Source organism: Vibrio agarivorans, from assembly GCF_030409635.1.
Lineage (GTDB): Bacteria > Pseudomonadota > Gammaproteobacteria > Enterobacterales > Vibrionaceae > Vibrio > Vibrio agarivorans.
On record NZ_JAUFQF010000002.1, the window covers coordinates 362,441 to 386,764 of the forward strand.

General features: G+C 45.6%; 18 protein-coding genes. 11 read left to right on the forward strand and 7 right to left on the reverse strand.

The features are described 5' to 3' along the window. Positions 1 to 92 precede the first annotated feature (92 nt). Positions 93 to 1,061 carry a GGDEF domain-containing protein gene (locus QWZ05_RS07095; protein ID WP_264876921.1) on the reverse strand — a complete coding sequence of 323 codons (969 nt, stop codon included), beginning with the start codon at positions 1,059 to 1,061 and terminating at the stop codon, positions 93 to 95. Further along, positions 1,061 to 2,014, reverse strand: a complete 954-nt coding sequence (locus QWZ05_RS07100; RefSeq protein WP_264876920.1) for a response regulator — start codon at positions 2,012 to 2,014, stop codon at positions 1,061 to 1,063. Before QWZ05_RS07100 ends, QWZ05_RS07095 begins: the two co-directional genes overlap by 1 nt. A 383-nt stretch (positions 2,015 to 2,397) precedes the next feature. Between QWZ05_RS07100 and QWZ05_RS07105 the strand changes: the two genes are divergently transcribed. Continuing rightward, positions 2,398 to 4,815, forward strand: a complete 2,418-nt coding sequence (locus QWZ05_RS07105) for a putative bifunctional diguanylate cyclase/phosphodiesterase (RefSeq protein WP_264876919.1) — start codon at positions 2,398 to 2,400, stop codon at positions 4,813 to 4,815. A gap of 70 nt (positions 4,816 to 4,885) precedes the next feature. Continuing rightward, positions 4,886 to 5,845, forward strand: a complete 960-nt coding sequence (locus QWZ05_RS07110) for a glycosyl transferase family protein (RefSeq protein ID WP_290297548.1) — start codon at positions 4,886 to 4,888, stop codon at positions 5,843 to 5,845. Positions 5,846 to 5,940: 95 nt separating this feature from the next. Here QWZ05_RS07110 and QWZ05_RS07115 read toward each other — a convergent pair whose 3' ends face one another. Continuing rightward, a complete protein-coding gene (locus tag QWZ05_RS07115) occupies positions 5,941 to 6,258 on the reverse strand; it encodes a DUF496 family protein (RefSeq protein ID WP_264876917.1) in 318 nt (105 codons plus the stop codon). A 382-nt stretch (positions 6,259 to 6,640) separates the two neighbouring features. On the opposite strand from QWZ05_RS07115, the gene yfcC reads away from it, so the two are divergent. From yfcC to luxQ, 7 genes are all read left to right on the forward strand, one after another. After that, the gene (gene yfcC / locus QWZ05_RS07120; RefSeq protein WP_290297655.1) at positions 6,641 to 8,116 is read left to right on the forward strand and encodes a putative basic amino acid antiporter YfcC; all 1,476 of its coding nucleotides are present in this window, start codon (positions 6,641 to 6,643) and stop codon (positions 8,114 to 8,116) included. A gap of 65 nt (positions 8,117 to 8,181) precedes the next feature. Beyond that, a complete protein-coding gene (locus QWZ05_RS07125; protein WP_290297551.1) occupies positions 8,182 to 9,183 on the forward strand; it encodes a succinylglutamate desuccinylase/aspartoacylase family protein in 1,002 nt (333 codons plus the stop codon). A 217-nt stretch (positions 9,184 to 9,400) separates the two neighbouring features. Beyond that, positions 9,401 to 9,622: a hypothetical protein gene (locus tag QWZ05_RS07130; protein ID WP_264876915.1), complete on the forward strand. Its 222-nt coding sequence runs from the start codon at positions 9,401 to 9,403 to the stop codon at positions 9,620 to 9,622. A gap of 15 nt (positions 9,623 to 9,637) precedes the next feature. Then, entirely contained in the window at positions 9,638 to 10,279 is a 642-nt protein-coding gene (locus QWZ05_RS07135) for a YceH family protein (RefSeq protein WP_264876914.1), read from the forward strand. Beyond that, a complete protein-coding gene (locus QWZ05_RS07140; protein WP_264876913.1) occupies positions 10,272 to 10,574 on the forward strand; it encodes a GIY-YIG nuclease family protein in 303 nt (100 codons plus the stop codon). The genes QWZ05_RS07135 and QWZ05_RS07140 overlap by 8 nt, the downstream gene beginning before the upstream one ends. Positions 10,575 to 10,651: 77 nt before the next feature. Beyond that, a complete protein-coding gene (locus QWZ05_RS07145; protein WP_290297554.1) occupies positions 10,652 to 11,761 on the forward strand; it encodes an autoinducer 2-binding periplasmic protein LuxP in 1,110 nt (369 codons plus the stop codon). A 15-nt stretch (positions 11,762 to 11,776) separates the two neighbouring features. After that, positions 11,777 to 14,338, forward strand: coding sequence for a quorum-sensing autoinducer 2 sensor kinase/phosphatase LuxQ (gene luxQ / locus QWZ05_RS07150; RefSeq protein WP_264876911.1), 2,562 nt, complete (start codon positions 11,777 to 11,779; stop codon positions 14,336 to 14,338). Positions 14,339 to 14,589: 251 nt separating this feature from the next. Here the strand turns inward: luxQ and yccS are convergent, their stop codons facing one another. Continuing rightward, on the reverse strand, positions 14,590 to 16,803 hold the full coding sequence (gene yccS / locus QWZ05_RS07155; protein ID WP_290297557.1) for a YccS family putative transporter: 2,214 nt from the start codon (positions 16,801 to 16,803) through the stop codon (positions 14,590 to 14,592). Positions 16,804 to 17,044: 241 nt separating this feature from the next. Here yccS and helD point away from each other — a divergent pair, with 241 nt between their 5' ends. Beyond that, on the forward strand, positions 17,045 to 19,120 hold the full coding sequence (helD, locus tag QWZ05_RS07160; protein ID WP_264876909.1) for a DNA helicase IV: 2,076 nt from the start codon (positions 17,045 to 17,047) through the stop codon (positions 19,118 to 19,120). 33 nt (positions 19,121 to 19,153) lie between these two features. Here helD and QWZ05_RS07165 read toward each other — a convergent pair whose 3' ends face one another. Both QWZ05_RS07165 and torT read right to left on the reverse strand, forming a co-directional pair. Beyond that, positions 19,154 to 19,609, reverse strand: a complete 456-nt coding sequence (locus QWZ05_RS07165; RefSeq protein ID WP_264876908.1) for a methylglyoxal synthase — start codon at positions 19,607 to 19,609, stop codon at positions 19,154 to 19,156. Positions 19,610 to 19,709: 100 nt separating this feature from the next. After that, positions 19,710 to 20,711 carry a TMAO reductase system periplasmic protein TorT gene (gene torT / locus QWZ05_RS07170; protein ID WP_373875558.1) on the reverse strand — a complete coding sequence of 334 codons (1,002 nt, stop codon included), beginning with the start codon at positions 20,709 to 20,711 and terminating at the stop codon, positions 19,710 to 19,712. 170 nt (positions 20,712 to 20,881) lie between these two features. Here torT and torS point away from each other — a divergent pair, with 170 nt between their 5' ends. Further along, positions 20,882 to 23,836, forward strand: coding sequence for a TMAO reductase system sensor histidine kinase/response regulator TorS (torS, locus tag QWZ05_RS07175; RefSeq protein ID WP_415852279.1), 2,955 nt, complete (start codon positions 20,882 to 20,884; stop codon positions 23,834 to 23,836). Between the two features lie 75 nt (positions 23,837 to 23,911). Here the strand turns inward: torS and QWZ05_RS07180 are convergent, their stop codons facing one another. After that, positions 23,912 to 24,175 (reverse strand): putative hemolysin, encoded by a 264-nt coding sequence (locus tag QWZ05_RS07180; protein WP_264876906.1) that lies wholly within the window; start codon positions 24,173 to 24,175, stop codon positions 23,912 to 23,914. Between the last annotated feature and the right edge of the window lie 149 nt (positions 24,176 to 24,324).

Sequence of the window (24,324 nt, forward strand, 5' to 3'; positions counted from 1 at the left end):
GAGAAAATGCCCATAAAGGGTAGATAAGCTATCGTAAAAGTGAGCTGCTCAAATTTATTGGAGTCGTATGAACAGTATCGAGGTCGTTTCAACTACACAGCTTCAAAAGAAAAAACCTGAGTTTGGTTACGTCCGCCATCTTTCGAGCGATAAAGAGCCTCATCGGTACTGTTGAGCCAATCAATATGGGTTTTAAATTCAGTATGATATTGGCAAACCCCTAAGCTTATTGTGAAGCGAATCTTCTGTCCTTCATGCTCAACACTGGCATTTTCAATGTTCTCCCTCAACCGCTCTGCAAACAGTTCCGCTTGCTCTGCGCAGGTATCGGGTAATAACACAGTAAATTCTTCACCCCCATAACGACCACAGACATCACTTTTTCGTACCGACTTTTTCAGCGTTCTGGCTGTGGCACGGATGACTTCATCACCGACATGGTGGCCGAAGGTGTCATTAATTTTTTTAAAATGGTCAATATCAAACATGACCAATGAGCAAGGCTGCATTGCACACAACATGCGTTCAAACTCTTTTTGTAGTGACTGTTCCCATGAGACACGATTGAAGAGATTGGTTAATCCATCTTTGCGACTGAGCTCAGACAATTGCTTGTTGGTCGTATTGAGATAAATCTTATGATGTGCCGTCTCTGAGACATCATTAATTTGGATGGCGATATGACTGACACCACCACATAAAGATTTTAGGGGAGTAAATACGACATCTTGGTACATGAATTGATTGCCATGAGACACAGGAGAGAAGTTCTTAAATGCAAAGAGGTAAGGGCGGTTCTCCCAGCTAGAAAAGCAACGCGTCTCTAGCATAGTCGCGTTGGCTATTTTTGCTTCTAGCCAAACTCTGGGCAGCTCAGGGCAGCTATCAAATAGGTTGTGGCCAAGGATGCTCTGTGAAGGAATCCCGCTATAGGACTGCATGAAATGATTCCAAACCACGACATTATTATCGAGGTCGAGCACCACAAGACCTGCGTCCATAGTGTCGAGAATTTGAGTCATCCAGTGAAACTCTTTTATATCTAACGTTATTCCAGACACTATATATTCTCCATAACACCGAGGATGACTTCTACCGAAGGTTTGTCGACAAGAAACAAAACCTCACATTCAAAATCAAGGGCTTCCGCTAAGCATGTGTATTCAATAGCAAAGAGCTGCTCATTGTCCTTAGACTGGATCTGCTGCAAGGCTGAGCTGGATAAAATCGCAGGCTGACGTAACGAGAAGGTTTTGTCGAGCATCGTGCCTAATGAAAGCAAGAACGAGGACACAAGTAGATTGGCGATATTTTGATAAATCTCAGCTGTTTGCGTGAATTCTGGGCGGTATCCCAGTTTGTTTCCAATATCCAATATGTGTTTACCACGCAAGCAAACAAACGCTTCACCATGTATTTCCCCGCCGACGAAGCGCTGTGTCACGGCGGTCGAGTTGGGTTGATTGAGCACGTCCATCATGGTCATGGCAAGTTCTGAGTAGGTCAGATAGCCAACATGAGGAATGGGGAGCTCAATAAAATGGTCGAGATGATTTGCCATGATTGCCGCACCTTTTCCAAGGGCGATATTGGCGACTTCTTTGAATTTTTGCGCTGGGCTGTGTTGAGAATCGGCTTTAGGCCATTGCTGGTTAAATGTCAGCCCCAACTCTTGAAAAACTGGCTCGATCTCAGCTTGATAAAAGGGCTTGGAGATAAAGTGCTTGGCTCCCAACTGACGACAACGCGTTTTTGCTTGTTCTTGCACGTCAGCAGAAAAAACAATGATGTCGGTAGGGTATGGGTTCACGGGCAACGCTTCTAGTAAGGCAAAGCCATCCATGACGGGCATGGTGAGGTCTAGGAATAAGGCATCAATATTGTGGCATTGCATAATCTGCAAAGCTTGATGCCCATCCTCTGCTTCAAACAAAGAGAGCGTCGGCTGATCACCTATCGAACGTACAATAGATTTTCTTGCTACAGCAGAGTCATCACAAACAAGAATATTCATAGCCAACTTGGAACCAAAGTCAAAGAAATGATCTTAAAGTGCTTTCGGCTTGTGTTCTAGTGACGGGTTACAAAAAGTGCCATTCAGTTGTCGATTTAATTCACATTTCAACCAAAAAATTGTAAGTGTTTAACATTATTGATGAATCTGTCAGTGTGCAATTTTAAGTATCATAAAAAATAGGTCGTTTAGTTCAGTCTTTTGTCTCATAAATGACACGTGTCGAAAGCTGGGATACAGGAATTTTATGAAGTCTCGCCGGTTTTTAGTTTAAATTCCATGAGTTGCATATTTATTCGATGGATATTGGAGATAAGTGTCCTAACTTACTGTTAGATATCAAGATGAATTGATTGTATAGAAACTTCCGCTAAAGGTGCTTGATGAGAAGATATCTGGGTAACATCAATAAGACATCGCTACTTGGAAGGATGCATAAAGTATTCGTTCCGGTCGCCGCCTTGTTTTATCTGTTTTTAGGTATCACTGCTTACGTGCTTTACTCAGAGCAGCTCACTACTTCGTTGGAAAATGAATGGGGAGAAAAAGCTACTTCCGCTTTGTCGCAACTGCCTATAGAGGTTATCCAAATTGATCGCCACATTGATTTAGCCTTAGAGCGAGAGCAATATCTCGCGTTTGCTAACTTAAATCGTGATAACCAAGGGACATTTCGGTCACTTTATCACTATCTCACACGATTGCTTGAGGTTTCATTGACCAACGTAAGCTCGGAGATGACCCTATTGTTCGTAGATCAGCAAGGTAACGTGATTGAGCACAACCAGAATATTCGTTCAAGTCTGGTGTCAGTATTGCTGGCAGAAGCAAAATTGACCTTAAACGAAACAGCAACGCGTTTTCACAAGATTGTTGTGGTTGATGAGCATCTACTTATCGTGACTGCCACCCATGTCTCTGATCGTTTTATCTTATTTATGATTCAGCCATTTTCAGCCTTTGATGAGTTATTGATTGATCTTCGAGAGGCATTTGGTGAACATTTTAGCTATCAGCTTGGCTTTAGTGACAACACTCTTATAAACACTAAGTTGGACAGCACATCAGCGTACCCTCTAGGGCCTCATATTCCCCACCCACATCCTGAATGGTTTGTCTCAGATTATTTTGAAGATAACACTGCTTACGAGCCCCTTCGATTAAGCTCTGGTGTTGGTCTGTCTTTGACAGACCCGCTACTGAACTTTTCTCTTGAGATAGATGAGGGTTATCTAGCAACTGTATTAGATCAACTGGCCGCGAAGATTGCTGCGGGAGCCTTTCTCGCTACCCTATTTAGCGTACTGTTTTTCCACATACTTGTTTCTCGATATGTGGTCACCCCATTAAACCGCTATTCTCGCCAAGTCGGTGATCAAACTCGTGTGGATGACCCTTCTAGTATTGAAATTGAAGAGCTAAGAGATGCCTATATTACGATGCGCAAAGATATGCGTACGCTACTGGAGGTTGATGACTTAACTGGGATAGGCAGCCGCAAGTTTTTCTTCAGCGAGCTAAAACGCTTGGTGGTGGATCAACAAGGCAGTGTGCCTGGCTATCTTGTGTATTTGGATATCGACCATTTTACGTGGATTAATGATCACCACGGGCATGACTGCGCTGATCGGTTTTTAATCGACTTCTCTGTCAAGGTGAGTGAACTGATTACGGGCTATATTGACAAGTCTGCACATGTTAGCTTTTCAAGGCTTGCGGTGGATCAGTTTGGCCTTTATATCAGTCAAACACGTGGCTTCTCGCAAAGCCTCCAGCTTATCCACGCGATTCAAGACATGTTTAATCCATCCTACCGCTTTGAAGGCCATGATTTGTCGGTATCGGTCAGTATTGGCGTCGTGGAGATTGACCATTACAGTCAGTCGTTAGGAATCGAGACGTTGCAAAGCCATGGTGAAAAAGCATTAGCCGCTGCCAAGGAGCGAGAAGGTAATCACTATCAATTTTATAATGTGGATATTGATCATCAAGTGAAAAAATGTGAGGCGATTGAACGTGAACTTATCTCTGCTTTGATTCACGATAGCTTCAAGTTGATGTTTATGCCGATTGTGGCAGCCAAGGGGCGACGTACACGCGGGTATGAGATTTTGTTGCGCTGTCCTTCTCTGGAGCAAATGAATTTTACGACGGAAGAGTATGTGACTCAGGCAGAAAAACTCGGCTTAATTGAAGAGATTGATTTATGGGTGCTGCGTAACAGCTTTTCTATTATCAGTAAGTTTCATGCGGCTTCTCATAAAGAGCTTATCTTCTCGATAAATATTTCAGCGTTAGAACTGGCGAATGAGCGCTTTTCGAGTCAAGTGGCGACTCTCCTCGAGCAGTATAATGTCGATACTTCATGTATCGAGTTAGAAGTGACTGAAACAGCTTTTGTCCCCAACGATCAAAAAGGGCTTGAGACGTTGAATGCGCTGAAAGATCTTGGCTTTCGTTTAGTGCTCGATGATTTCGGGGCGGGTTATACCTCTTTCCATCAGCTTGTGCATTATCCGTTTGATGTGTTGAAAATTGACAAAAGTTTTGTCGAAATTTTAAACGAGCAAACCCGTGACGAACAGTCGATGGTTGAAGTCATTTACTCATTGGCGAAAACCCATAACCTCAAATTGGTCGCAGAGGGTGTAGAGACGGAGTTTCAAGCTGACTATCTAACTGAGCTCGGTTGTGAGTGGTTGCAGGGCTATTACTTTTCAAAGCCCGTCTCTGAAGAGCTAATGCGCTTTGAGGTGCTAAGACGCCCTCACTTGGAATTGGTGGTGAAAGACGCGCTTTAGTTGATTCTCTTTTGGACTGCTCGATAAGTCATGTTAGGTTACCCGTAAGCGTGTTAATCATGGAAGAGTTATGAGCAGTATTTTAGAGTGTATCCGAACGGTGGGTCGCGGTGAGCGTGGTCGCAAACCACTCTCTTTTGAGCAAGCCTGTAAAGTGATGGATGAGTATCTTGATGGTCAGGTTGGCGATGATCAGATGGCTATGTTGATGATGCTGATTCGCGTGCAGAATGAAACCAGGCAAGAGATCGCAGGCTTTGTGAGTGCATTCCAGTCACGTATGCCAGAGATTGGCGCTGATATTGATTGGCCTTGCTATGCCGGAAAACGCCATGCCGCTGGGCCACCTTGGCAATTGCTAGCGGCAAAAATTCTGTCTGAAAATGGCTACAAAGTGCTGCTGCACGGCTACAAAGATCCCTCTATGGATCGCCTACATGTGGAAGACTACCTTACGCAAGTCGGTATTGAGGTGGCAAAAGATGCCAAGCAGGCGAAGTTCCTGTTGAAAAAGCAGGGCATAGCCTATCTTCCTCTGGCAAATTTTGCTTCTCAAGCGGAGACGATGATTGGTTGGAAGCAGCGTTATGGCCTACGAACACCGATTAATACAGTGGTGCGAGCGCTTAACCCGAGTAAGGCACGTCTGGGATTGCGTGGTAGTTTTCATCCGGGATTCCAACAGCTTCATGCAGAAGTGGAGCATGAAATAGGGCAGACGGAGCATGCGGTGATTTCATTTAAGGGGCAATCTGGTGAGTCAGAGTACAACCCGAAAGTGAGTCAAACAGTGTGGATGAGCTCTCCAGAGGGCGTAGAGTCATACTATTGGCAAGAGCGTCAATTGGATGAAATAGATTTGAGCTACCCGTGTCCACTTGGCACTTCTTCCGAGCAGCGTCACTTAATGGTGAACACAGTGATAGAAACCATGGCGGCAGTCCTCTTCACAGAATTGAGAGACCGAGATCGTGCCATTGCCATCGCCGATCGTTACTGGCATCAATTTATCGGTGTAGAAAAATCGTAATTCAGCAGAACGGTTCAAATACCAATACAAAAAAGGTCAGCATGTGCTGACCTTTTATTCAATGCTTTAAGCCTTCATGAAGGCTTAGCTTTTAATTACTTTTTACCTTGAACGACGGCTTTGTCTTCTTCCGTCAGTTCACGGATACGGCGGCTGATATCACGGCGTGCTTTAGAAATTTCTGCACTTTTGATGATGTGGTCATCAACGCGATCTTCGTAGTCAGCTTTCATGTTCTTGATGATAACAATGATTTCATCAGTAGACATGTCTGGACGGATGTAATCCATCAAGTTTTCTAGTAGGTCAACACGCTTGCGGTTGTCACGGATCTTCTTCTCGTTGTCTAGCAGCTCACGCTTCAGTTTGTTTTTACGACGTGCTTGGCTAACGATTTCAAAAACGCTACTCATAACTTTTCCCTAAAATTTCAATCTTTAAAAATGACGCTAGGCAATGTCTAGCGTCGACTTACCTGCCTTCGATTAAAGCACAGTTTTGTTTGTTTGCTCAAGGTGTTCTCAGTGCGTCTACTCACAGAGTTTGCATCACTGGTCATTGGTGGAGAGCTTGGGGTTTTATTTTATACATAAATGTATGGCTAGCTATTTTGACTTGAGATCAAACATAAGGTGGATAAAAAAGGTAATTGCGAGACAAAAGTTGACTTTTTATTCTGAATATATGACATTTCATGCTCTTTTGAACACTCTACCATAACGCACTTAATATACAGCTATGTCGCAAACACACACCGAGTCACAACCCGTGACCACTGAAAATAAAACCTGGCAAATGCCAGATACTCTTATTCTGATTTTTGTGGTTGGTATTCTTGCCAGCATTTTGACTTATTTTGTCCCTGCTGGACATTTTGATAGTCAGCAAGTCTCTTATATGGCTGAGGGTGTAGAAAAAACTCGCACCGTTATCGACCCAGCATCGTTTAGCTATGCGACCGATGAAAATGGTGATCTGCAATACAATAAAGTCGGTCTATTTGCCTCTGGCGGTGGTATCGGTCTTATGAACTTCCCATTTGAAGGCCTAGTGTCAGGCTCTAAGTGGGGCAGTGCCATCGGCGTGATTATGTTTATGCTGGTGATCGGCGGTGCGTTTGGTGTGGTAATGCGCACGGGGACGATTGATAACGGTATCTTGCGCCTTATCGATAAGACCAAAGGCAGCGAGTCGCTGTTTATTCCAGTGCTGTTCTTCCTGTTCTCTTTGGGGGGCGCAGTCTTCGGTATGGGCGAAGAAGCGGTGGCGTTTGCCATTATTATCGCACCACTGATGGTTCGCTTAGGGTATGACGGTATTACGACGGTAATGGTCACGTATGTGGCGACACAGATTGGCTTTGCGACCTCTTGGATGAACCCATTCTCAGTGGCAATCGCACAGGGTATCGCGGGTGTTCCTGTACTTTCTGGTATGCAAATGCGTATGGTGATGTGGGTGACCTTCACACTTATCGGTATCGCCTTCACTATGATGTATGCGTCGCGTATTAAATCGACTCCGTCGCTATCATACAGTTACGACAGTGATGCGCATTTCCGTAAACAAGATATTGGCAATCAAGAGTCTCGTTGGAACTTTGGTGACACGTTGGTTATCTTTACGGTGTTTGCTACAACAGTATGGGTAGTCTGGGGTGTTGTCGCGCACGCTTGGTATATCCCTGAAATTGCCTCTCAATTTTTTACCATGGGCTTTGTCGCGGGTATCATCGGTGTGGTTTTCCGTCTTAACGGTATGACGGTTAATGACATCGCTGCATCATTTAAAGAGGGTGCAAGTGTGATGCTAGCGCCAGCGCTACTTGTTGGTTGTGCAAAAGGTGTTTTGCTTATCCTTGGCGGAGGCTCAACCGACGAAGCAAGCGTACTTAACTCGATTTTGAACAGCGCTGGTGGTGTGATTAGTGGTCTACCTGAAGCCGGCGCAGCGTGGCTGATGTATGTATTCCAGTCAATCTTCAACTTCTTCGTGACATCGGGTTCAGGTCAGGCGGCATTGACCATGCCTCTGCTTGCTCCACTCGCTGACATTGCAGGTGTGACTCGTCAAGTTGCTGTACTCGCATTCCAGTTGGGTGATGGCTTTACCAATATTATTGTTCCAACATCGGCGTCACTCATGGCAACATTGGGTGTGTGTCGCATTGATTGGGGTAACTGGGCGAAGTTCTGCTGGCGTTTCATCTTGTTACTGTTCACGCTATCAAGCATCGTGGTAGTATCTGCGCATCTGTTAGGCTTCTCATAAGTCTTTCATCTAGCACTGTTTTTTAGGGCGAGTTATCTCGCCCTTTTTATTGGAGAAACAAAACTATGGCAACGGTTCGCTCAGGCGATATTGTTCAAGGAAAAGCGGTCATTGAACAACTTGATGTTCGTGACCTACAAGCGGGTACACATCCGTTCTGGTTTCAAGCGAGCTCTAATGCCATCGCACAACACTATTTGCTTCCTGTTACGGTATTCAAAGGCGAAGTAGAAGGCCCGCGCGTGATGATTACCGCAGGTGTTCACGGTGATGAACTTAATGGTGTATTGGCTTCTCATCAGCTGATTCGTGCACTCGAGAACGTCACGATCAAAGGCACGATTACGATTGTCTCAATGATTAATTTACCTGGCATGCTGCACCATAGCCGTGACTTTCACAGCTCTGATCCTGATGCGTCGCCAAGTAACCTAAATCGATTCTTCCCGGGAAATGCGACAGGTGATGCCGCGAATCGCCTGATTGATTCTGTTTGGAGCAAGCTACTTAAACCAAACGCCGATTGCGCGATTGATTTGCACACGCAAACCAGTGGCGCTGTGTATCCTCTGTATGTTTTTGCTGATTTTCGTTTGCCAGAAGCGTTACATATGGCGCGTTTGATGAATCCTGATTGCATTTTGGATGATCCGGGCGACGCTGGCGTTCTAGAAACCACGTGGAATCAAAGCTTAGTCCCAAGCATCACCGTTGAAGTCGGTATGGGCAAAGTGACGCAGCAGAGCTTGATTGACCGCTCAGTAGACGGTATGCAGAATATTTTGAAATACATCGGTGTTATCGATGGGCAGCCAAGTGCTCCAACGTTGGAGTGCAAAGAGGGCAAAACGATTACCAGTGTTCGCGCCAGACAAGGTGGTTTTGTTTTGCCGCAGGTTGAACTGCTTAGCGATGTGCAAGCAGGTGATGTGGTGGCGTTGCAGTATGATGCCTTTGGTCAGTTGATTGAGACCTATAGTGCTCCAAATGAAGGTAAGGTGTTGAGTTTTAATGTTGATTCAATGCGTGAGCCAGGTGCACTCGTTGTACGTTTGATCTCAGACTAGTCCGTCATGTTCAAAGCGCAATGCGCTTACTACTTTTGAAACGCAGGTCATGGCCTGCGTTTTTTAGTTTTTATGCTCAACATTTGCGCAACTATAATCTTGTAACGTTGTCGCCTAAGCGTTCTATAGCTATGATGTTGGCAACAATAAGAAAATACGCTATTCGCTTGGTTACCTAAAAAGCGATGGTTGCTATAAACAATGATATCTATAGACAATGATTTCCACTAAACAGCTGAATCATGAGATCGGTTATGTGGCTCAGCAAGTTGAGCCGACGCAGCCTACTGCTGATGCACAAAGTTCAAAGCTTCGTCAGTCTTATCAAGGTGCAAGAAAATGGATTGAAGCGACCGAGATAGAGTTGCAGCGTTCACGCATCATGATGGTTGATGAGAAGGGCAATATGCGCCCGTTAAATCTCTACCCAGAACATTAGAAAAGGATAACAACAATGACAATCATCCTCTCTCCTATTGAAGCACGAATCATCGGCTGCTTAATCGAAAAAGAAGTCACGACTCCTGATTATTATCCTCTCACTCTCAACAGTTTAACTTCTGCATGTAATCAAAAGAGCAACCGCGAGCCGGTGATGTCACTGAGCACAGATGAGGTAAAATCGGCCGTTGATGGATTGATTGCGAAAAGACTTGTGAGTGATGAAAGTGGCTTTAATAGCCGTGCAAACAAATACCAGCATCGTTTTTGTAACACAGAGTTTGGTGATTTCCACTTAACCAAACAAGAGAAGGGAATCGCTTGCTGTATGTTATTGCGCGGTGCTCAGACGCCGGGTGAGTTGCGCACTCGCACCAATCGCTTGTGTGAATTCTCTGACGTGAAAGAGGTCGAGCAGGTTTTAACGAAAATGGCTGAGCGTGAGACTGGAGGATTAGTGGTAAAACTACCTCGAGAAGCTGGCAAGCGTGAGTCTCGCTATCAACATCTTTTCTGTGGTGAAGTAGACCTTGCTGAGCTGGAAATCGCTGCCGCTTCTGCCACGAGCAGCAAAGATGCTCGCATTGCTGAGCTTGAACAAGAGGTCGCAGAGCTTAAAGCGCACATAGCACAGCTGGAAGCGCAACTTGGCTAACCTCTCTTTACAAGACCAAGGGCAGCCCCCTTGGTTTGTTTATCTTATTCGCACTAAAGCGAACACGCTCTACTGCGGGGTTACGACGGATACTCAAAGGCGTTTTGAGCAGCACTGCAGCGGCAAAGGGGCGAAAGCTCTACGAGGTAAAGGGCCTCTTGATTTGGTCTGGTCTGCGCCAGCGGGTCACTCAAGAAGTGAAGCGCAGCAATGGGAACATAAAGTCAAGAAGCTGACTAAACTTCGTAAAGAGATGTTAATCAAAGGTGAGTGCTCACTGACTCACCTTACATGATTTGATGTGGAACAACATACCGTCGTGAAGATGGTTTCGCTCAAATGGAAACATAGTCAATCAGAAGACATTATAAAATGAATAAGATCTTATCTTCAGTCGCCTTATCTGTCTTGGCCTTTAGCGCGAATGCCGACCATCACTCATTGCAAGTGCTTCGAGAATATTGGAAGTACGATGAGTTTTTGGCTGCATTTCCTCAACAGCATGCGTTAACCGAGAAGCTCAGCAAGACTGTACAAACAGACGCTATTCCGCTGCGTACTGAGCAGAAAAAACCGGTGACGATTTCTGTGGTTTATCCTGGTCAACAGGTATCAGATTACTGGGTAAGAAATATCAGTGCCTTTGAACAGCGTCTTGATGAGCTGAATATTGATTATCAAATTAATCAGGTATTTACTCGCCCTAACGTCGATTTGCGTCAGCAAAGCGTTTCCTTGATGGAAGCGCTCAAAAGTAAATCAGATTACCTAGTATTTACACTCGACACCACGCGTCATCGCAAGTTTATTGAGCATGTGTTGAGCACAGGCGAAACCAAGGTCATTCTACAAAATATCACCACACCTTTAAGAGATTGGGAACAACATCAACCGTTTATGTATGTTGGCTTTGACCATATCCAAGGTACGCAGTTGCTGATTGACCACTACAAGACACGCTTCCCCAAAGGGTCTTTTGATTACTCAGTGATTTACTTTTCTGAGGGTTATATCAGTGAGGCGCGTGGGACCACCTTTATCGATCAGATGTCTCGCGGTGGAGATTATAACTTGAGCTCTTCTTATTATACCGATGCAAGTCGTGAGTCCGGCTATCATGCTACCCTCAATATTCTCAAGCAAAATGAAGATATTGATTTTATCTATGCCTGCTCTACAGATGTGGCTCTAGGCGCCATTGACGCCTTAAAAGAGACGGGTAGAACCGATGTGTTTATCAATGGTTGGGGTGGCGGCACCGCAGAGTTAGAGGCGTTAGAAAAAAACGACCTTGATGTCACAGTGATGCGTATGAATGACGATACAGGCATCGCCATGGCGGAAGCAATTAAGTGGGATTTACAAGGTGAACCGGTACCAACGGTATATTCTGGTGGCTTTAAGCTCATCACCTCGGATGCCGATGTAAAACAGGTTCAGTCTCTTAAACAGAAAGCGTTTCGATACTCGAATCGCGATTAGGTCAGTTTAACATTCATGACTATGTTCACTCCCCGTAAGCCAAGACGGCCATTAACCACACTGATCACTCAATCGGTGTTCGTATTGATTGCCATATTCGCTTTGCTGGTGTTGTTTCAAAACTACTATGTTTCAACACAGATCATCAGTCGTGAAGCTGAGAGAGCAAGCACACAAACCTCAACACTAGTGCAGGGGATTTTCAACTTTCGCCTGGATGCACTAGAGATACAGCAAGACACCATTGGGCGTAGTGACTCTCTTGTTACCGCGGTTCGTGAGCAAAAGCGTTCTGATATCGACCGCCTGTTTGCGGGTCTAGATAATATAGATTCAAGTCTTGTGCCTGATATTCGTGTTATTACACGTTCTGATAGTCTGTATTGGAATGATGCCAATCACGGTTTTTATGGTATTTCTGAACGTTCACTGCAAAGCTTGACACAGAACCTTGCTCAAACCAAACACTGGTATCTAGCCCAAACTCCCTCGCAGTTAGGTACTCGTTATATCTTGATGCGCCGATCACCGATTGTTGATACACAAACCGGTGAAATCTTGGGTATGCTGAATATTGGTATTGTGCTGAACAACAACCTTTCATTGATGGTGAAGCTGCGAGACGGTAGTAACTCGCAAGACGTGATGTTAGCGGTGGGCTCGACGGTTATCGCCGCGAGTTTTAACAAAAAGCCAGAATATGGTCAGCTTGATATTTTATTGCGCCATGCCGATGAGCAAGAGAGCTTCTCTCTGAGTAACAATATCTCGGTGCGTAAGACGGATTTAGTGCTCAATGATACGCCAACCTTTTTAAGTATTTATACGATACGGACCTCTCCAACTGCCTCACTCTTAGTACGCAGTCATTTTATTGCTGTGGTCGCTCTGTTTTGTATCTTACTTGGTATTCTGTTTTGGGGACGCTATTGGCTCAAAAATAAGGTCGCGCGCGAGCTTGACCAGTTGATGAGCTACACCAGTGATATTGTCGAGCATCGAGCGGTAAAAAACTATAAGGGTTCGGCAATCATTGAGTTTGACCGCCTTGGTCATGTCATTGAAAACGCGTTTGTAAAACTGGGTGAGCAGGAAAAGCTGTTCGAAGACTTGTTTAATTTCTCACTCTCGCCAAGTATTGTCTGGAACGCTAACGGGCAAGTGGTGAGCATGAATCCTGTTGCCAAGCATCAGTTTGGTAGCTATGCCGAGTCGAGTTCTTCCTACGCTCAATTAATAGAGGCCCTGCTGCCGCATGTATTAAGAGCGGTTAAAGGTGAGCCGGTGATTGGGGTCAACACAGTTGTAGGCTCAGATACCTATCGCTGGAATATCTCCTCTATTTTTATCGAAAGTGGCCAACAGCAGATTATTGCGCAGGCGCAAGACATCTCCTCTTTGGTTGAGGCGGAGCGCCAAACACAACTGGCGAAAGAAGCTGCTGAAGAAACCGCGCGAGTCCGTGCTGATTTCTTGGCGAAGATGAGTCATGAATTACGCACGCCACTGAATGGGATTATTGGTGTATCACAGCTGTTGCAACATGGCTTAACACGCGAGCAGCACCAGAAGTATGTCGACATTTTATGTCAGAGTGGTGAGCATTTGCTCGCGGTACTTAACGATATCCTCGATTTCTCCAAAATTGAACAAGGGCAGTTTACCATTCAACCTGCACTGTTTAAGTTATTGGAGAGTTGCCGAGCGGTTGAGCAGATATATACGCCGCTGTGTGAAGAGAAAGGCATCGAACTGCGTGTACGTATGAATGCAGCGCCTGATTTGATGGTTGTGACAGACCAGGTGCGTTTGAACCAAATACTCTTTAATCTCGTCAGCAATGCAGTGAAGTTCACCGACACGGGTGGGGTTAGTGTTCTGGTTCAGGTATTAAGCTCAGACAAGATGACGGTAGAAGTGAAAGACTCCGGTATCGGCGTTGATGAGGCCGAAATTGGTCGGATTTTTGAGCCATTTGTTCAATTAGAGTCATCGATGACACGCCAACTAGGTGGCAGTGGATTAGGCTTAGCGATTGTGCGTAGTTTGGTTGACTTACTCGGTGGCACTATCCATGTTGTCAGCGAAAAAGGACAGGGTACGACCTTTAACTTATCTTTACCAATCAAAGTGCAAAGCCGTGATGAGAAGATTGCTGCACTTCCTCACCTGCAGCACTCACAGATCTTCTTTGAGGGTAAAGTCGATGTTTTATTGGTTGAAGATAACAATACCAACGCATTTATCGCACAAGCATTTTGCGAGAAGTTTGGTATGAAAGTCGATTGGGTCGCTGATGGTGTGAAGGCGATTGAAGCGATGAAAGTGAAAACCTACGATTTAGTGTTAATGGATAACCAGCTTCCTGAACTAAGCGGTATAGAAGCCACGCGTCATATTCGGCAAGAGTTGAAAATAGACACGCCGATATTTGCTTGTACGGCAGATGGGTTAGATGAAACACGCAATGCGTTTATGCTGGCAGGCGCGAACTATGTGTTGCTTAAACCGCTGAAAGAGCGCGCATTAATTGATGCATTGAAGTTCTTTAAGCAGAATTTTAGACCTAACGATTAGGGTCGGTACGGATTAAGGCAATATTGCTCTGAGCTGCCTCAAACCACGTAAGAACGAGGTAACTACAGTAGCTAATCAACTTATAGCAACACGTCACACTGAACTTGATTCAGTGTCTGCTTACAGCGCGATACGAGTTTAGGCGCACCTTTTGGCTAGATACTGAGTCAAGCTCAGCATGACGCTACTTTGGGCATTGTAAAGACCATTTAGACACAGAAGGTCATGCATATTGGCACTGAGTGTTCTGCTTAATCTTCTCCGATCGGTTTGGGCTCATTGGACGCAACTCGAGCAGAGAACTTACTGGCCAAGGATTGCATCTCCGGCATCATGCGATAGATCAGATGTAGCTGTTGCAATATCATTTTTACTGAGTTCTCATCTTCTTCGCGCCATTCTGAGAGGCGTTTTTCGATACCGCTGTCATAGTGCTCTTTGGTACTCACATCAGTTTCGTCATCCGATAGTTGCAGGTAAACACTTTCTAACTGTTGATGAATAAAGCGGTGCGCCTCAAGTATTAACTGATGAGTGGATTCGTCTTCGATTCGGTTACGATGAGCTCCCATGGCAGAAATATAGCTGAGTAAGGCGTGATTAAGGGTTAAGAAGCGAAAGCTCTCCTCAACGGCTCCTCGATAGCGGCCTGGCTCGACAAGCATGTTATTGATTGCGGCATTTAGAGCGGCATCGTGGTTGTGCGCTTGTCGACGTGCAACACGGTAGTTAAGGGTATCTTTTTTACCAATACGGTACTGACCAATCACTTGCGCGAGATAGCTGTTGTTACTCTTAAGAGCTTCTGCCATCACGCGATGTAAGCGTTTTGATTGCCAATCGGGCAAGATAAAGCTGACTGCACCAACGGCGAGTGCACACCCTATCAAGGTATCAGCCAAGCGTGGCAAGACGACTGCATAGCCTTCGCCTAATTGGTTAAAGCAGAAAAGCACCAACAAGGTAATAAAGCCAGTCGCGTAGCTGTAGTTGTTGATCCTAAAAGCAAAGAACAGCAAGCCACTGAGGACAATAAACACCAACTGGCTCTCTTGAGACGGGAACACCGTCAGCAGTGGAACGCCAATTAATAAACCAGCAATCGTACCAATGACGCGCGAGGTAAGCTTTTGTCGAGTAGCACTGTAGTTGGGTTGGCAGACAAACAAGGTGGTGAGCAAGATCCAATATCCGCGCTCAAGATTGAGAAACTGAATAACACCATAACCCAAGCTCAATGCCACAGACAGGCGAACGGCGTGACGGAACAAAATAGAATCTTTGTTAAAATTTGCCTTGATGCGTAGCCACATCGCTTTCAGCGTATGTGGATCAGTATCAGCAAGCTGATCATCTTCTTGCGCAACGTTGTCGCTTTGGTTGATGGAGCTAAAGAGCTTTTCAACCATCGCGAGATTGTTGAACAGATAACCAAGTTGAGCTAATGAGATTCGTGATGAACCGCCGGTGACATGCTCGATGTTGGTGTCACGTAAATACTGAATAGCGCTTTGCAGTTCATCCAACGCCATAATGGAGTCGCCAGAATGGTGATATTCCTGATTGAGTTGTATTGATTGAGCCAGCTCTCGACACGCTTTTGCTTGGGTTTCCAGCAGGTATTTGAAGCGAAACATGACATCAGAACGTTGAAATTCTTGCGCTAATTCTTGATAGCGATAGTGGCTTGAACTGACTCGCTCGTGAATATCTTGCGCTAAAAAGTAAATGGTTAAAAAACGCTGGTGACTACTGTGAATATGCCCCCTTTTGGAACGTGAGAGCAGGGTGTTTTTACACTGGTTTAACGCATCAACCGTCGCGGAGTTATATTTGGCTTCCGCTAAACGGTGAGGCTGTGGTGTCAAGTTGCTCACAGGGTGGAATAGCTGGCTTTTTGCATCAAGGTAATCGGCGAGACGAAAAAACACATGGGCACAGCTTTGTTGAATCGGCTGAGAGGGTGACATGCCTTGCCACAGCATCGACATAATGAAATACCATGCCGCGCCCGAGAGCAGCCAGGTCGGTTGAAACCAGAGGTTAGGGCTATCGTGCGCACCGAGCATGGTATAGATAGCGATTAAAATCGAACCAAAGGCAATGCTGGCATATCGAGGGCCAATGGCGCCAAGCATGATAAATCCAAAGCTTGATAGTGCGAGTCCTAACACAAAGAGCATTGGATAGGGAAACAGCAGTTCCACTGACAGTGAAGCGATAGCAAAGCAAAACAGGGTCAGTAAGATGGCTTTGAGCCTGCCAGTGAAGCTGTCATCACTTTCTGAAAGCGCAGCGGCGATCACCCCAAGAATCAGTGGAATAATCAGAGTTTTCAGATCGAAGTACCAACAGGGCAACACGACGCCCAGTAAGGTGAACAGTATCAAAATACTGTAGTTGAAGGTTTTATTGGCCCAGTGAAGCTGAAATTGCTGCGATAAAGAGCGGATAGTTACAGGCACAAGGCATCCATATTTATGCGTTAGGTTAGCGGTATTGTAACGACTCTCGCCAATAGACCTCAAGTGCTAGAGTGTGGTTATTGTAAAAGAGAAACAAAGAGATATGCCCTCTAGGGGTGTCAATCTTCACAACATTATCTAAGAGTTATGACATAGGACTGACTTTGATGTTTTGTTTGTGTAATTACTCCGTTATATACTCCAAGTATTATTTTTACACCCAAACAGAAAACACGTTGTCATGCAGTTAAGTGCCAGTTCTACCGCTCGTTTCTTTGCACAAAATGAATATCAACATGTGGCCATTGATGGCACAGAGTTGGTGATCTCCTCACCATTGCTCGAGGAGCGTATTCCTTTTCATGTGTGGAACGGCAATATTGAGGCTAAGCGTGGCTTTGTTTGGGGCTCTTTGGTGTTTTATGCCCATTCAGAAGATGATCATCAGCTCGCATGGTGCGTGCAAGGGCTGCCTTGGGATCGTTGCCGCAAGTTTGCTCAGCAAGCGGTGTTGAGCTATCAAGAGTGGCACAACAAACAGTGTGAGCAGCTCAATATCTGCCTGCCGAAATGGGAGTCGGAACTTCATCGTCTTAAATCCCTGCCTGAATTTCTTCCTCACTCAATGGTTGAGGACTGGCGAGAGCAAGTGGTGGACGATCTCACTCAGATGAGCATGTCATTGGAAGAAGCAGAGCATCATAAAGCCCAGAGAATTGACCAATTAAGGCCTTGGTTACTTGAAGCGCACACCCAAGTGATTGAACGCAATGATGAGTGGATCACCAATGAGCGTGCCAATTGGGAGGTGCTGTTTAGGAAAATAGAGTCTTCGCCTCTTAATGAAACACAACAGCATGCGGTGTTGCTAAATGATAACCATAACCTGGTGCTTGCGGGCGCGGGCTCAGGCAAAACCAGTGTGTTAACCGCTCGTGTCGCTTACCTTTTGCAAAGTCATTTAGCCAACGCTGAAGATGTCCTGTTATTGGCGTTTGGGCGTGATGCAGTGGGTGAAATGTCATCGCGCCTGGCTGGTAAAGTTGGGTTGGCCGCCGATGGTGTGACTGTGAACACGTTCCATCAGCTTGGTATGCGCATTTTGCGCGAAGTGGATGGGGAGATGCCGAAACTCAGCAAGTTAGCCACCGATGACAAGCTGCGTCAGGCTTGGTGTATCGATTGGTTGAAAAAACACTGGATGACACCGGCTAACTTCAAGCGTTGGCAAAAACACTTATCACAGTGGCCAATTGCTTATCTCGCTGGAGATGATGAGCTGGGCAGCAATGTTGAAAACCCGAAATTGATTGCCTGGCTCGATTCGCAACTCGCACAACTGGCTGCGATGGCAAGAAGCAAGAAAGACATTCAGCAGATGCTTGTTTCTCACCCTGAATATTCTCGGCTCAACAGTGAGCTTGCTTTGGTGTGGCCGTGTTACCAAGCATGGAAGCAGACATTGAAAGAGAGTGATGAAATCGATTTTAATATCATGATAAGCCGTGCTACTCAATATGTACTTAAAGGGCGATTTAAATCTCAATGGCGTCATATTATGGTGGATGAGTATCAAGATATTTCACCACAACGATTGGCTTTGATTGAAGCGCTGTGTGCATCGAAACATGTTGATGCGGTGCGTCTGTTTGCCGTTGGGGATGATTGGCAGTCAATTTATCAGTTCACCGGCTCAGATGTTAATTTGACTACGGGGTTTGCTCTGCGTTTTGCGAATTCAACCATTCACCACCTAGATACCACCTACCGCTTCAACCAAAAAATAGGTGAAGTGGCGAACCGTTTTATTCAGCAGAACCCGATTCAATTAAAGAAAACGCTGATCAGTGCGAAAGAAACCAAACAAGCTTCGGTATTTGTTGCGCCGCAAAGCCGTATTGAGCATGCGTTAGATGAGCTCCACCGTCACGCGCGCAAGAAAAAGTCAGTCTTGATTCTTGGGCGTAATCATTACCATCAGCCGGAACACCTCTCAACGTGGAAAAAGTCGTTCTCATCACTCGATATCGAGTTTATGACCTGTCACGGCAGTAAAGGCAAAGAGGCGGATTATGTGTTTGTGGTTAATGTCGATGAGGGACAGTTGCCTGCGAAAGTGAAAACACTGCATCTCGACAGTGCCGTTGTGCAAAGTGATGACAGTTTTGCGTATGCCGAGGAGCGAAGGCTGTTTTATGTTGCTCTGACACGTGCGAAAGAGAAGGTGTGGGTGATGTATAAAACCAGCCCATCTGTGTTTGTCAAAGAGTTGATAGAACAAGACTATCCAGTGGAAATCATAGAAAGCCGAGGTTAAGTGCTCGGCTCTATGCTGGAATATACCGCGTGATTACGTACGGTCTGCGAGGTATTTTTCGTAATCTGGAATTTCGATAATTACTTCAGATTCCAATAGGTTTGATGAAATCATAAAGTTGGCTGACGCGCGGTTTGTTGCCACAGGAATGTTCCAAACACCGGCGATTCGCAGCAGCGCTTTCACATCTGGGTCGTGTGGTACGGCATTCAGTGGATCCCAGAAGAAAATCAACATATCAATTTTGCCTTCAGAGATTAGTGCGCCAAGTTGTTGGTCGCCACCCATTGGGCCGCTGATAAAGCTCTTGATCGCTAGTCCCGTCTCTTTACTTAGCATATGACCTGTGGTGCCTGTGGCATACAAGAAGTGGCCTTGTAGCTTCTCTTTTTGCTCTTGGACCCAGCGCAGTAGTTCTGGTTTGTAGTTGTCATGCGCCACAAGTGCGATGTGCTTGTGCGCTGGCATGGTGCGAGTGGTTTTTTCCATGGAATGCGTAATCCTAGTTTGGTTCTTTTTGATTAACTCCGATTATGCGTAAAGCCAATGACATTTTCATTAGTAAAATTTCGTTATCAAGCTACAGAGATCAAGGAGTTGAAAAAAAAGTCGGTCGATATTCTGATGGAGACAGAGACTGCTGTTGATCAAAGTTCTTTAGATTACTTGGCGTTAAGCCATTGATGCTGATTGGAATAGAGTTATCGAGACTCCCATCTTTTAGATAAGAGATGGCCTGGCGAATAGAGGCGCGTCCTTGGAGAACCATGTGGTCAGTAGGAGCAAACTCAACTTTATTACGGACTAAACCACGATAGACGCCATGACTTAAGTAGGTTGCGATTAAGCCGATATCTTGTTGTTCAGTATCACGCAGTTCGCTGATAGCCGCCTCAATGGCGACTGCACTGCCATAGAGGTAATCAATGTCTTGATACTTCTCGAGCACTTTTTGTATCAGGTTTCGCTGTAGCTCTTTGTCGTTATCACCCCAATACGTGGCAATAATATCAATCTCTTGGTCGTCAATGGCATCATAAAACCCTTGTAGTACCGGCTTGGTACCACCGCTTGATTTTGGGCCCGGTAGTAATACAACGCGCAGAGGCTTGTCTGCGCTTTGCGCTTGATTGGCGAGAAACTGTCCAGACAGCAGACCCATACCATACCAATCTACACCAATAGTTGATTTGAGAAGTGGCTGATTGTGCTTATCGAGCTCTAGGTAGTTTACAACGGCAAATACTGGTGTGTCTTCAGTCAGTTGCTTCAAGTCATGTCGATAAGCGGTAGGTGAAACCGAACCGAGTAAAATCGCATCTGCGCCCCACTCATGGCAGTGGGTTAGCTGCTCTTGCTGCTTTTCAAGATTGTTATAACTTCCTGACTCTAAAACCCTCAAGGTGACATTTTGACGTCTTGCTTCGTCAACCATGCCATAGTTAACAGAGAGCCAATAAGAGTCTTTGAGGTGCGGATAAACGGCACATAACTTAGCTGGTGGTTGCGCCCATCCACTCGCGCTCATCCCTAAAGTAATGAGAAGAGCAAGCTTTGTGAGTAAGGTGGACGGAAACGATCTTGTCAGCATAAACGTGTTACATTATTCAACCTGAAAACGGGAAGTGGAAGGATACCAACTCCAGTGTTTAATGATAGTTATTCGAGAGGAATCCTGCACAGATTATCCTTTTGGGTGATAAGGTTACGGCGAATTTGAGTATTTTCTGGCCCATATAACGAGAGTAAAGACGCAAAAAGATGAGTATGTTCAATACCCGTAGTATTGGTGGTCGACTATTGATGGCATTTGCCGGATTGGCGCTGCTCGTGATTGCTTCCGCCTCGATTGGCATGGTGGGCTTTAGCTTGGTGTCAAAAACCGAGCGTAATGTGGTCACGAAGGCAATCCCGTCGATGATTGAAGCGAGACAGATTTCAGAGCTCAGTGCGCGGATGGTCGCATCGGTGCAAGGCTTGGCGAATGCGAGTAGTGAGAATGAGCGCCAGCAAGCAGGCCAGCAGCTTTTTAATAAGCTCGAGTCACTGCTTAATCACATTCGAGCACTCGGCGCCGACTCTTTTGATACTCAGTTGCTTGATCAGTTGGAAGATAACGTTGAGAACATTATTGATACGCTGGCCAGTCTTGGTATCGCCGTAGAAAAGCGTTTACTGCTCTCTGCAGATATTGACCAACGTTTAATCTTGATGCGTGAAGTGGGGCGCGAGTTAGAGGCATTGACGCGTACGCAGGTCTTGAACACCAGTACGGTAGCAGTGGCGAACGTCACCCAAATGTATGGCTTGGTGGAATCCGGCAATCAAGAAGAGGTGTATAACGCACTTGATAACCTAGTGGAAGTCGATCTTGATTTGAGCGATCGCTTGCACGAGCTGCATCTTTTAGCCTTTCAAAATCTCAATCAAATTGAAGAGCTACGTTCAGCAACGGATGCACAGCGTATTATTGATATCCGTGCTTCATATAATGAAAACCTGACCATTATGCAGCGCCGTGTTTCAGCGGTAGAAGATCCGACTCGCTATCAGCAGATGGTATCTATCATTGAGGACTTGGAAGCCAAACAGGTGGTATTTGAGTTGATGGCGCAGCGCGAACTTAACGCCTCTCAGTCTCAAACCTTACTTGCGCATGGGTTAGAGCGATTCGCAGCACTTAACCAGACGGTTGGCAAGCTGGTGGATGAATCCAATCAAGTGACGACTAACTCGGTATTGCAGCTCAAACAGACGTTAGAACAGGCGCGTTTGACTCTTGCTGTTATGGGAGTGCTGGGTTTACTGATTGTGGGTGTGATCATCTGGAAGCTGGTTTATGTATCCGTGATCCAGAGGCTCAATCGCTACTCAAGTTCATTGGTCGCGATAGCCAATGGTCAATATCCAGAGGATGTCCCTACCTCTGGCAGTGATGAGTTATCGCAGATGGGTAAAGCCATCAATAAGGCGCGAGATACCTCTAAAGCCTTGGCGGTCTTAGTAGATAAAGAAGCAGCGGCGCGTGAAGCGCTAGAGCAACATAAAACACAGCTTGAGGAGGTGGTGTTTGAACGCACTCACCAACTGCAGCAAAGTAACCAGCGTTTGAACCAAGAGGTGCATAATCACGCTCAGGCTCGTCAAGATGCCGAATCAGCGAACAAGGCAAAATCTGCCTTTCTGGCGACGATGAGCCATGAAATACGTACGCCACTGAATGGTGTATTAGGCACCACTCAGCTTCTATTAGATGAGGCACTTTCTCCGCAGCAAGCACAGTACGTAGAGGTTATTAACCGCAGTGGCAGCAACTTACTCACCGTACTGAATGATGTTTTGGATTATTCAAAAATTGAAGCGGGTCACTTTGCCTTGCAGTCTCAGATATTTGATTTAAAACAGTTGGTCGATGATGTAGTCGCTCTTTTTCAAGCAAAAGCAGAGCAGAAAGGTTTGCAACTCAATGCGCAAATTGAATCGGATGTTGCACGTTATTGGCAAGGCGATGCCGTACGAATCCAGCAAGTGCTGAACAATCTCATCAGTAATGCCGTTAAGTTTACCTATCAAGGGTACATCGACTTATATGTCTGCATGGATGCACATGATGAGCAACGTTTGCGCTTTGAGTTGTCCGATTCTGGTGTAGGCATCGCACCAGAAGAACAAACCCAACTGTTTGACCCTTTCAGTCAATCTCAGTCTGGGCAATCCCAATCAGGAGGTACTGGACTCGGTTTGGCTATATGCCAAAAATTGGTAAACGCAATGGGCAGCCATATCGAACTGACGTCAGAGGTTGGCCAAGGCTCGCAGTTCTCGTTTTCTCTACCTCTGTTTGAAAGCAGTGATGCCAACCTATCAGAAACCAAATCGAGTTCGTCATCGCTTTCGTCACCGTCCTCGTCTACTGGCCCGCTGACCATTCTTTTAGTGGAGGATAATCCAGTCAATCAGTTGGTGGCTCAAGGTTTCTTGGATAAGTTAGGACATACTCACTATACCGCGCAAAATTGCCAACAGGCACGAGAGTTGCTGCTAGAGCACACTTTTGACCTTGCGTTGTTTGACATAAACTTGCCAGATGGTAGCGGGGTTGAGCTACTTGAGTGGACTCGTGAGCAAGGGCTTGAGTTTATGCCGGTACTTGCCGTCTCAGCCCATGTGTTTGATGAAGAAGTCACCGAATACCTGGCAGCAGGTTTTGATGGGTTTGTCGGCAAGCCGATAGAGCAGCAGAAACTACAACGAGCGATCAATGACGTAATAGGGGACGAGCAGGAACCCTCATTACTCAATCAGATTGTTTACTCAGTTGAACATGACGTTACGGCGCTGTCGCAAGCAAGCACAAAGACGACGATTGATATTGCGAGTTTAGAGCGTGACTGTGCGGTTTTGGGCAAGGCCAAAATGGCACAGCTGATAGACCTATTTGCGACAACCAGTGAGCAGACGCTCAAAGAGATGGACGCGATGCTTAGCAAAGAGGATCATCACAAGAGCGATAAACCGATAGCTGAACTAGCGCACAGGATGAAAGGCTCAGCAGCTAGCCTTGGTTTGACGCAGGTATTTGAGCAGTGCTTGTTGATTGAGACTTCTAAGACACCAGTGCAGACTTATCAGGAAAGTCATTCAGCGTTGATTGCCGCGAGAGAAAGCGCTCTCGAAGAGCTTGCTCGGTGGCTAGAGGGGAGTGTGGGTCAATAAAAGCAAAAAGGGACATGGTGTAAACTTACATGTCCCTTGAGCTAGGTGATAGAGATACTAGACACGTGTGTCCAATTACATCTCTTTGTCTTCTTCTTTATGGTTTTCGCGGAAATATTCCCACTGCTCAACCATTTCATCTTCGGATAGTTTACAGTAAGTCACTCGCTTGCCGGCTTCCGTCACCATCATAAGCTCGCCTTCTTGTTCGACACAGTACACCGATGCTGGGTTAGACAGTGCAGTGTACTCACCGACATCATACTTCTCTTGAACATCAGCACAGCCGCTGACCAGTACACCTAGACCGATTCCCATTAGTACTAATTTTACGTTCATTAACCTATGTCCTCTTAACTGACTGTTTTTCTTAGCTTGATATAAGTGTAGAAGATGTTTGTGAAAACGGGTGATTGATATTTGATGATAACGCTGAAACAGCATTCAACAATACAAACCTCATCACAAACTGATATGAATTCAGTTTA

Coding starts and splice junctions, on each gene's coding strand:
- torS (WP_415852279.1), top strand. CDS start 20,882: ATGAGTATGTTCAATACCCGTAGTATTGGTGGTCGACTATTGATGGCA.
- yfcC (WP_290297655.1), top strand. CDS start 6,641: ATGCCAGATACTCTTATTCTGATTTTTGTGGTTGGTATTCTTGCCAGC.
- QWZ05_RS07180 (WP_264876906.1), bottom strand. CDS start 24,175: ATGAACGTAAAATTAGTACTAATGGGAATCGGTCTAGGTGTACTGGTC.
- QWZ05_RS07135 (WP_264876914.1), top strand. CDS start 9,638: ATGACAATCATCCTCTCTCCTATTGAAGCACGAATCATCGGCTGCTTA.
- QWZ05_RS07105 (WP_264876919.1), top strand. CDS start 2,398: ATGAGAAGATATCTGGGTAACATCAATAAGACATCGCTACTTGGAAGG.
- QWZ05_RS07110 (WP_290297548.1), top strand. CDS start 4,886: ATGAGCAGTATTTTAGAGTGTATCCGAACGGTGGGTCGCGGTGAGCGT.
- torT (WP_373875558.1), bottom strand. CDS start 20,711: ATGCTGACAAGATCGTTTCCGTCCACCTTACTCACAAAGCTTGCTCTT.
- luxQ (WP_264876911.1), top strand. CDS start 11,777: ATGACTATGTTCACTCCCCGTAAGCCAAGACGGCCATTAACCACACTG.
- QWZ05_RS07100 (WP_264876920.1), bottom strand. CDS start 2,014: ATGAATATTCTTGTTTGTGATGACTCTGCTGTAGCAAGAAAATCTATT.
- QWZ05_RS07115 (WP_264876917.1), bottom strand. CDS start 6,258: ATGAGTAGCGTTTTTGAAATCGTTAGCCAAGCACGTCGTAAAAACAAA.
- helD (WP_264876909.1), top strand. CDS start 17,045: ATGCAGTTAAGTGCCAGTTCTACCGCTCGTTTCTTTGCACAAAATGAA.
- QWZ05_RS07125 (WP_290297551.1), top strand. CDS start 8,182: ATGGCAACGGTTCGCTCAGGCGATATTGTTCAAGGAAAAGCGGTCATT.
- QWZ05_RS07145 (WP_290297554.1), top strand. CDS start 10,652: ATGAATAAGATCTTATCTTCAGTCGCCTTATCTGTCTTGGCCTTTAGC.
- QWZ05_RS07165 (WP_264876908.1), bottom strand. CDS start 19,609: ATGGAAAAAACCACTCGCACCATGCCAGCGCACAAGCACATCGCACTT.
- QWZ05_RS07130 (WP_264876915.1), top strand. CDS start 9,401: ATGATTTCCACTAAACAGCTGAATCATGAGATCGGTTATGTGGCTCAG.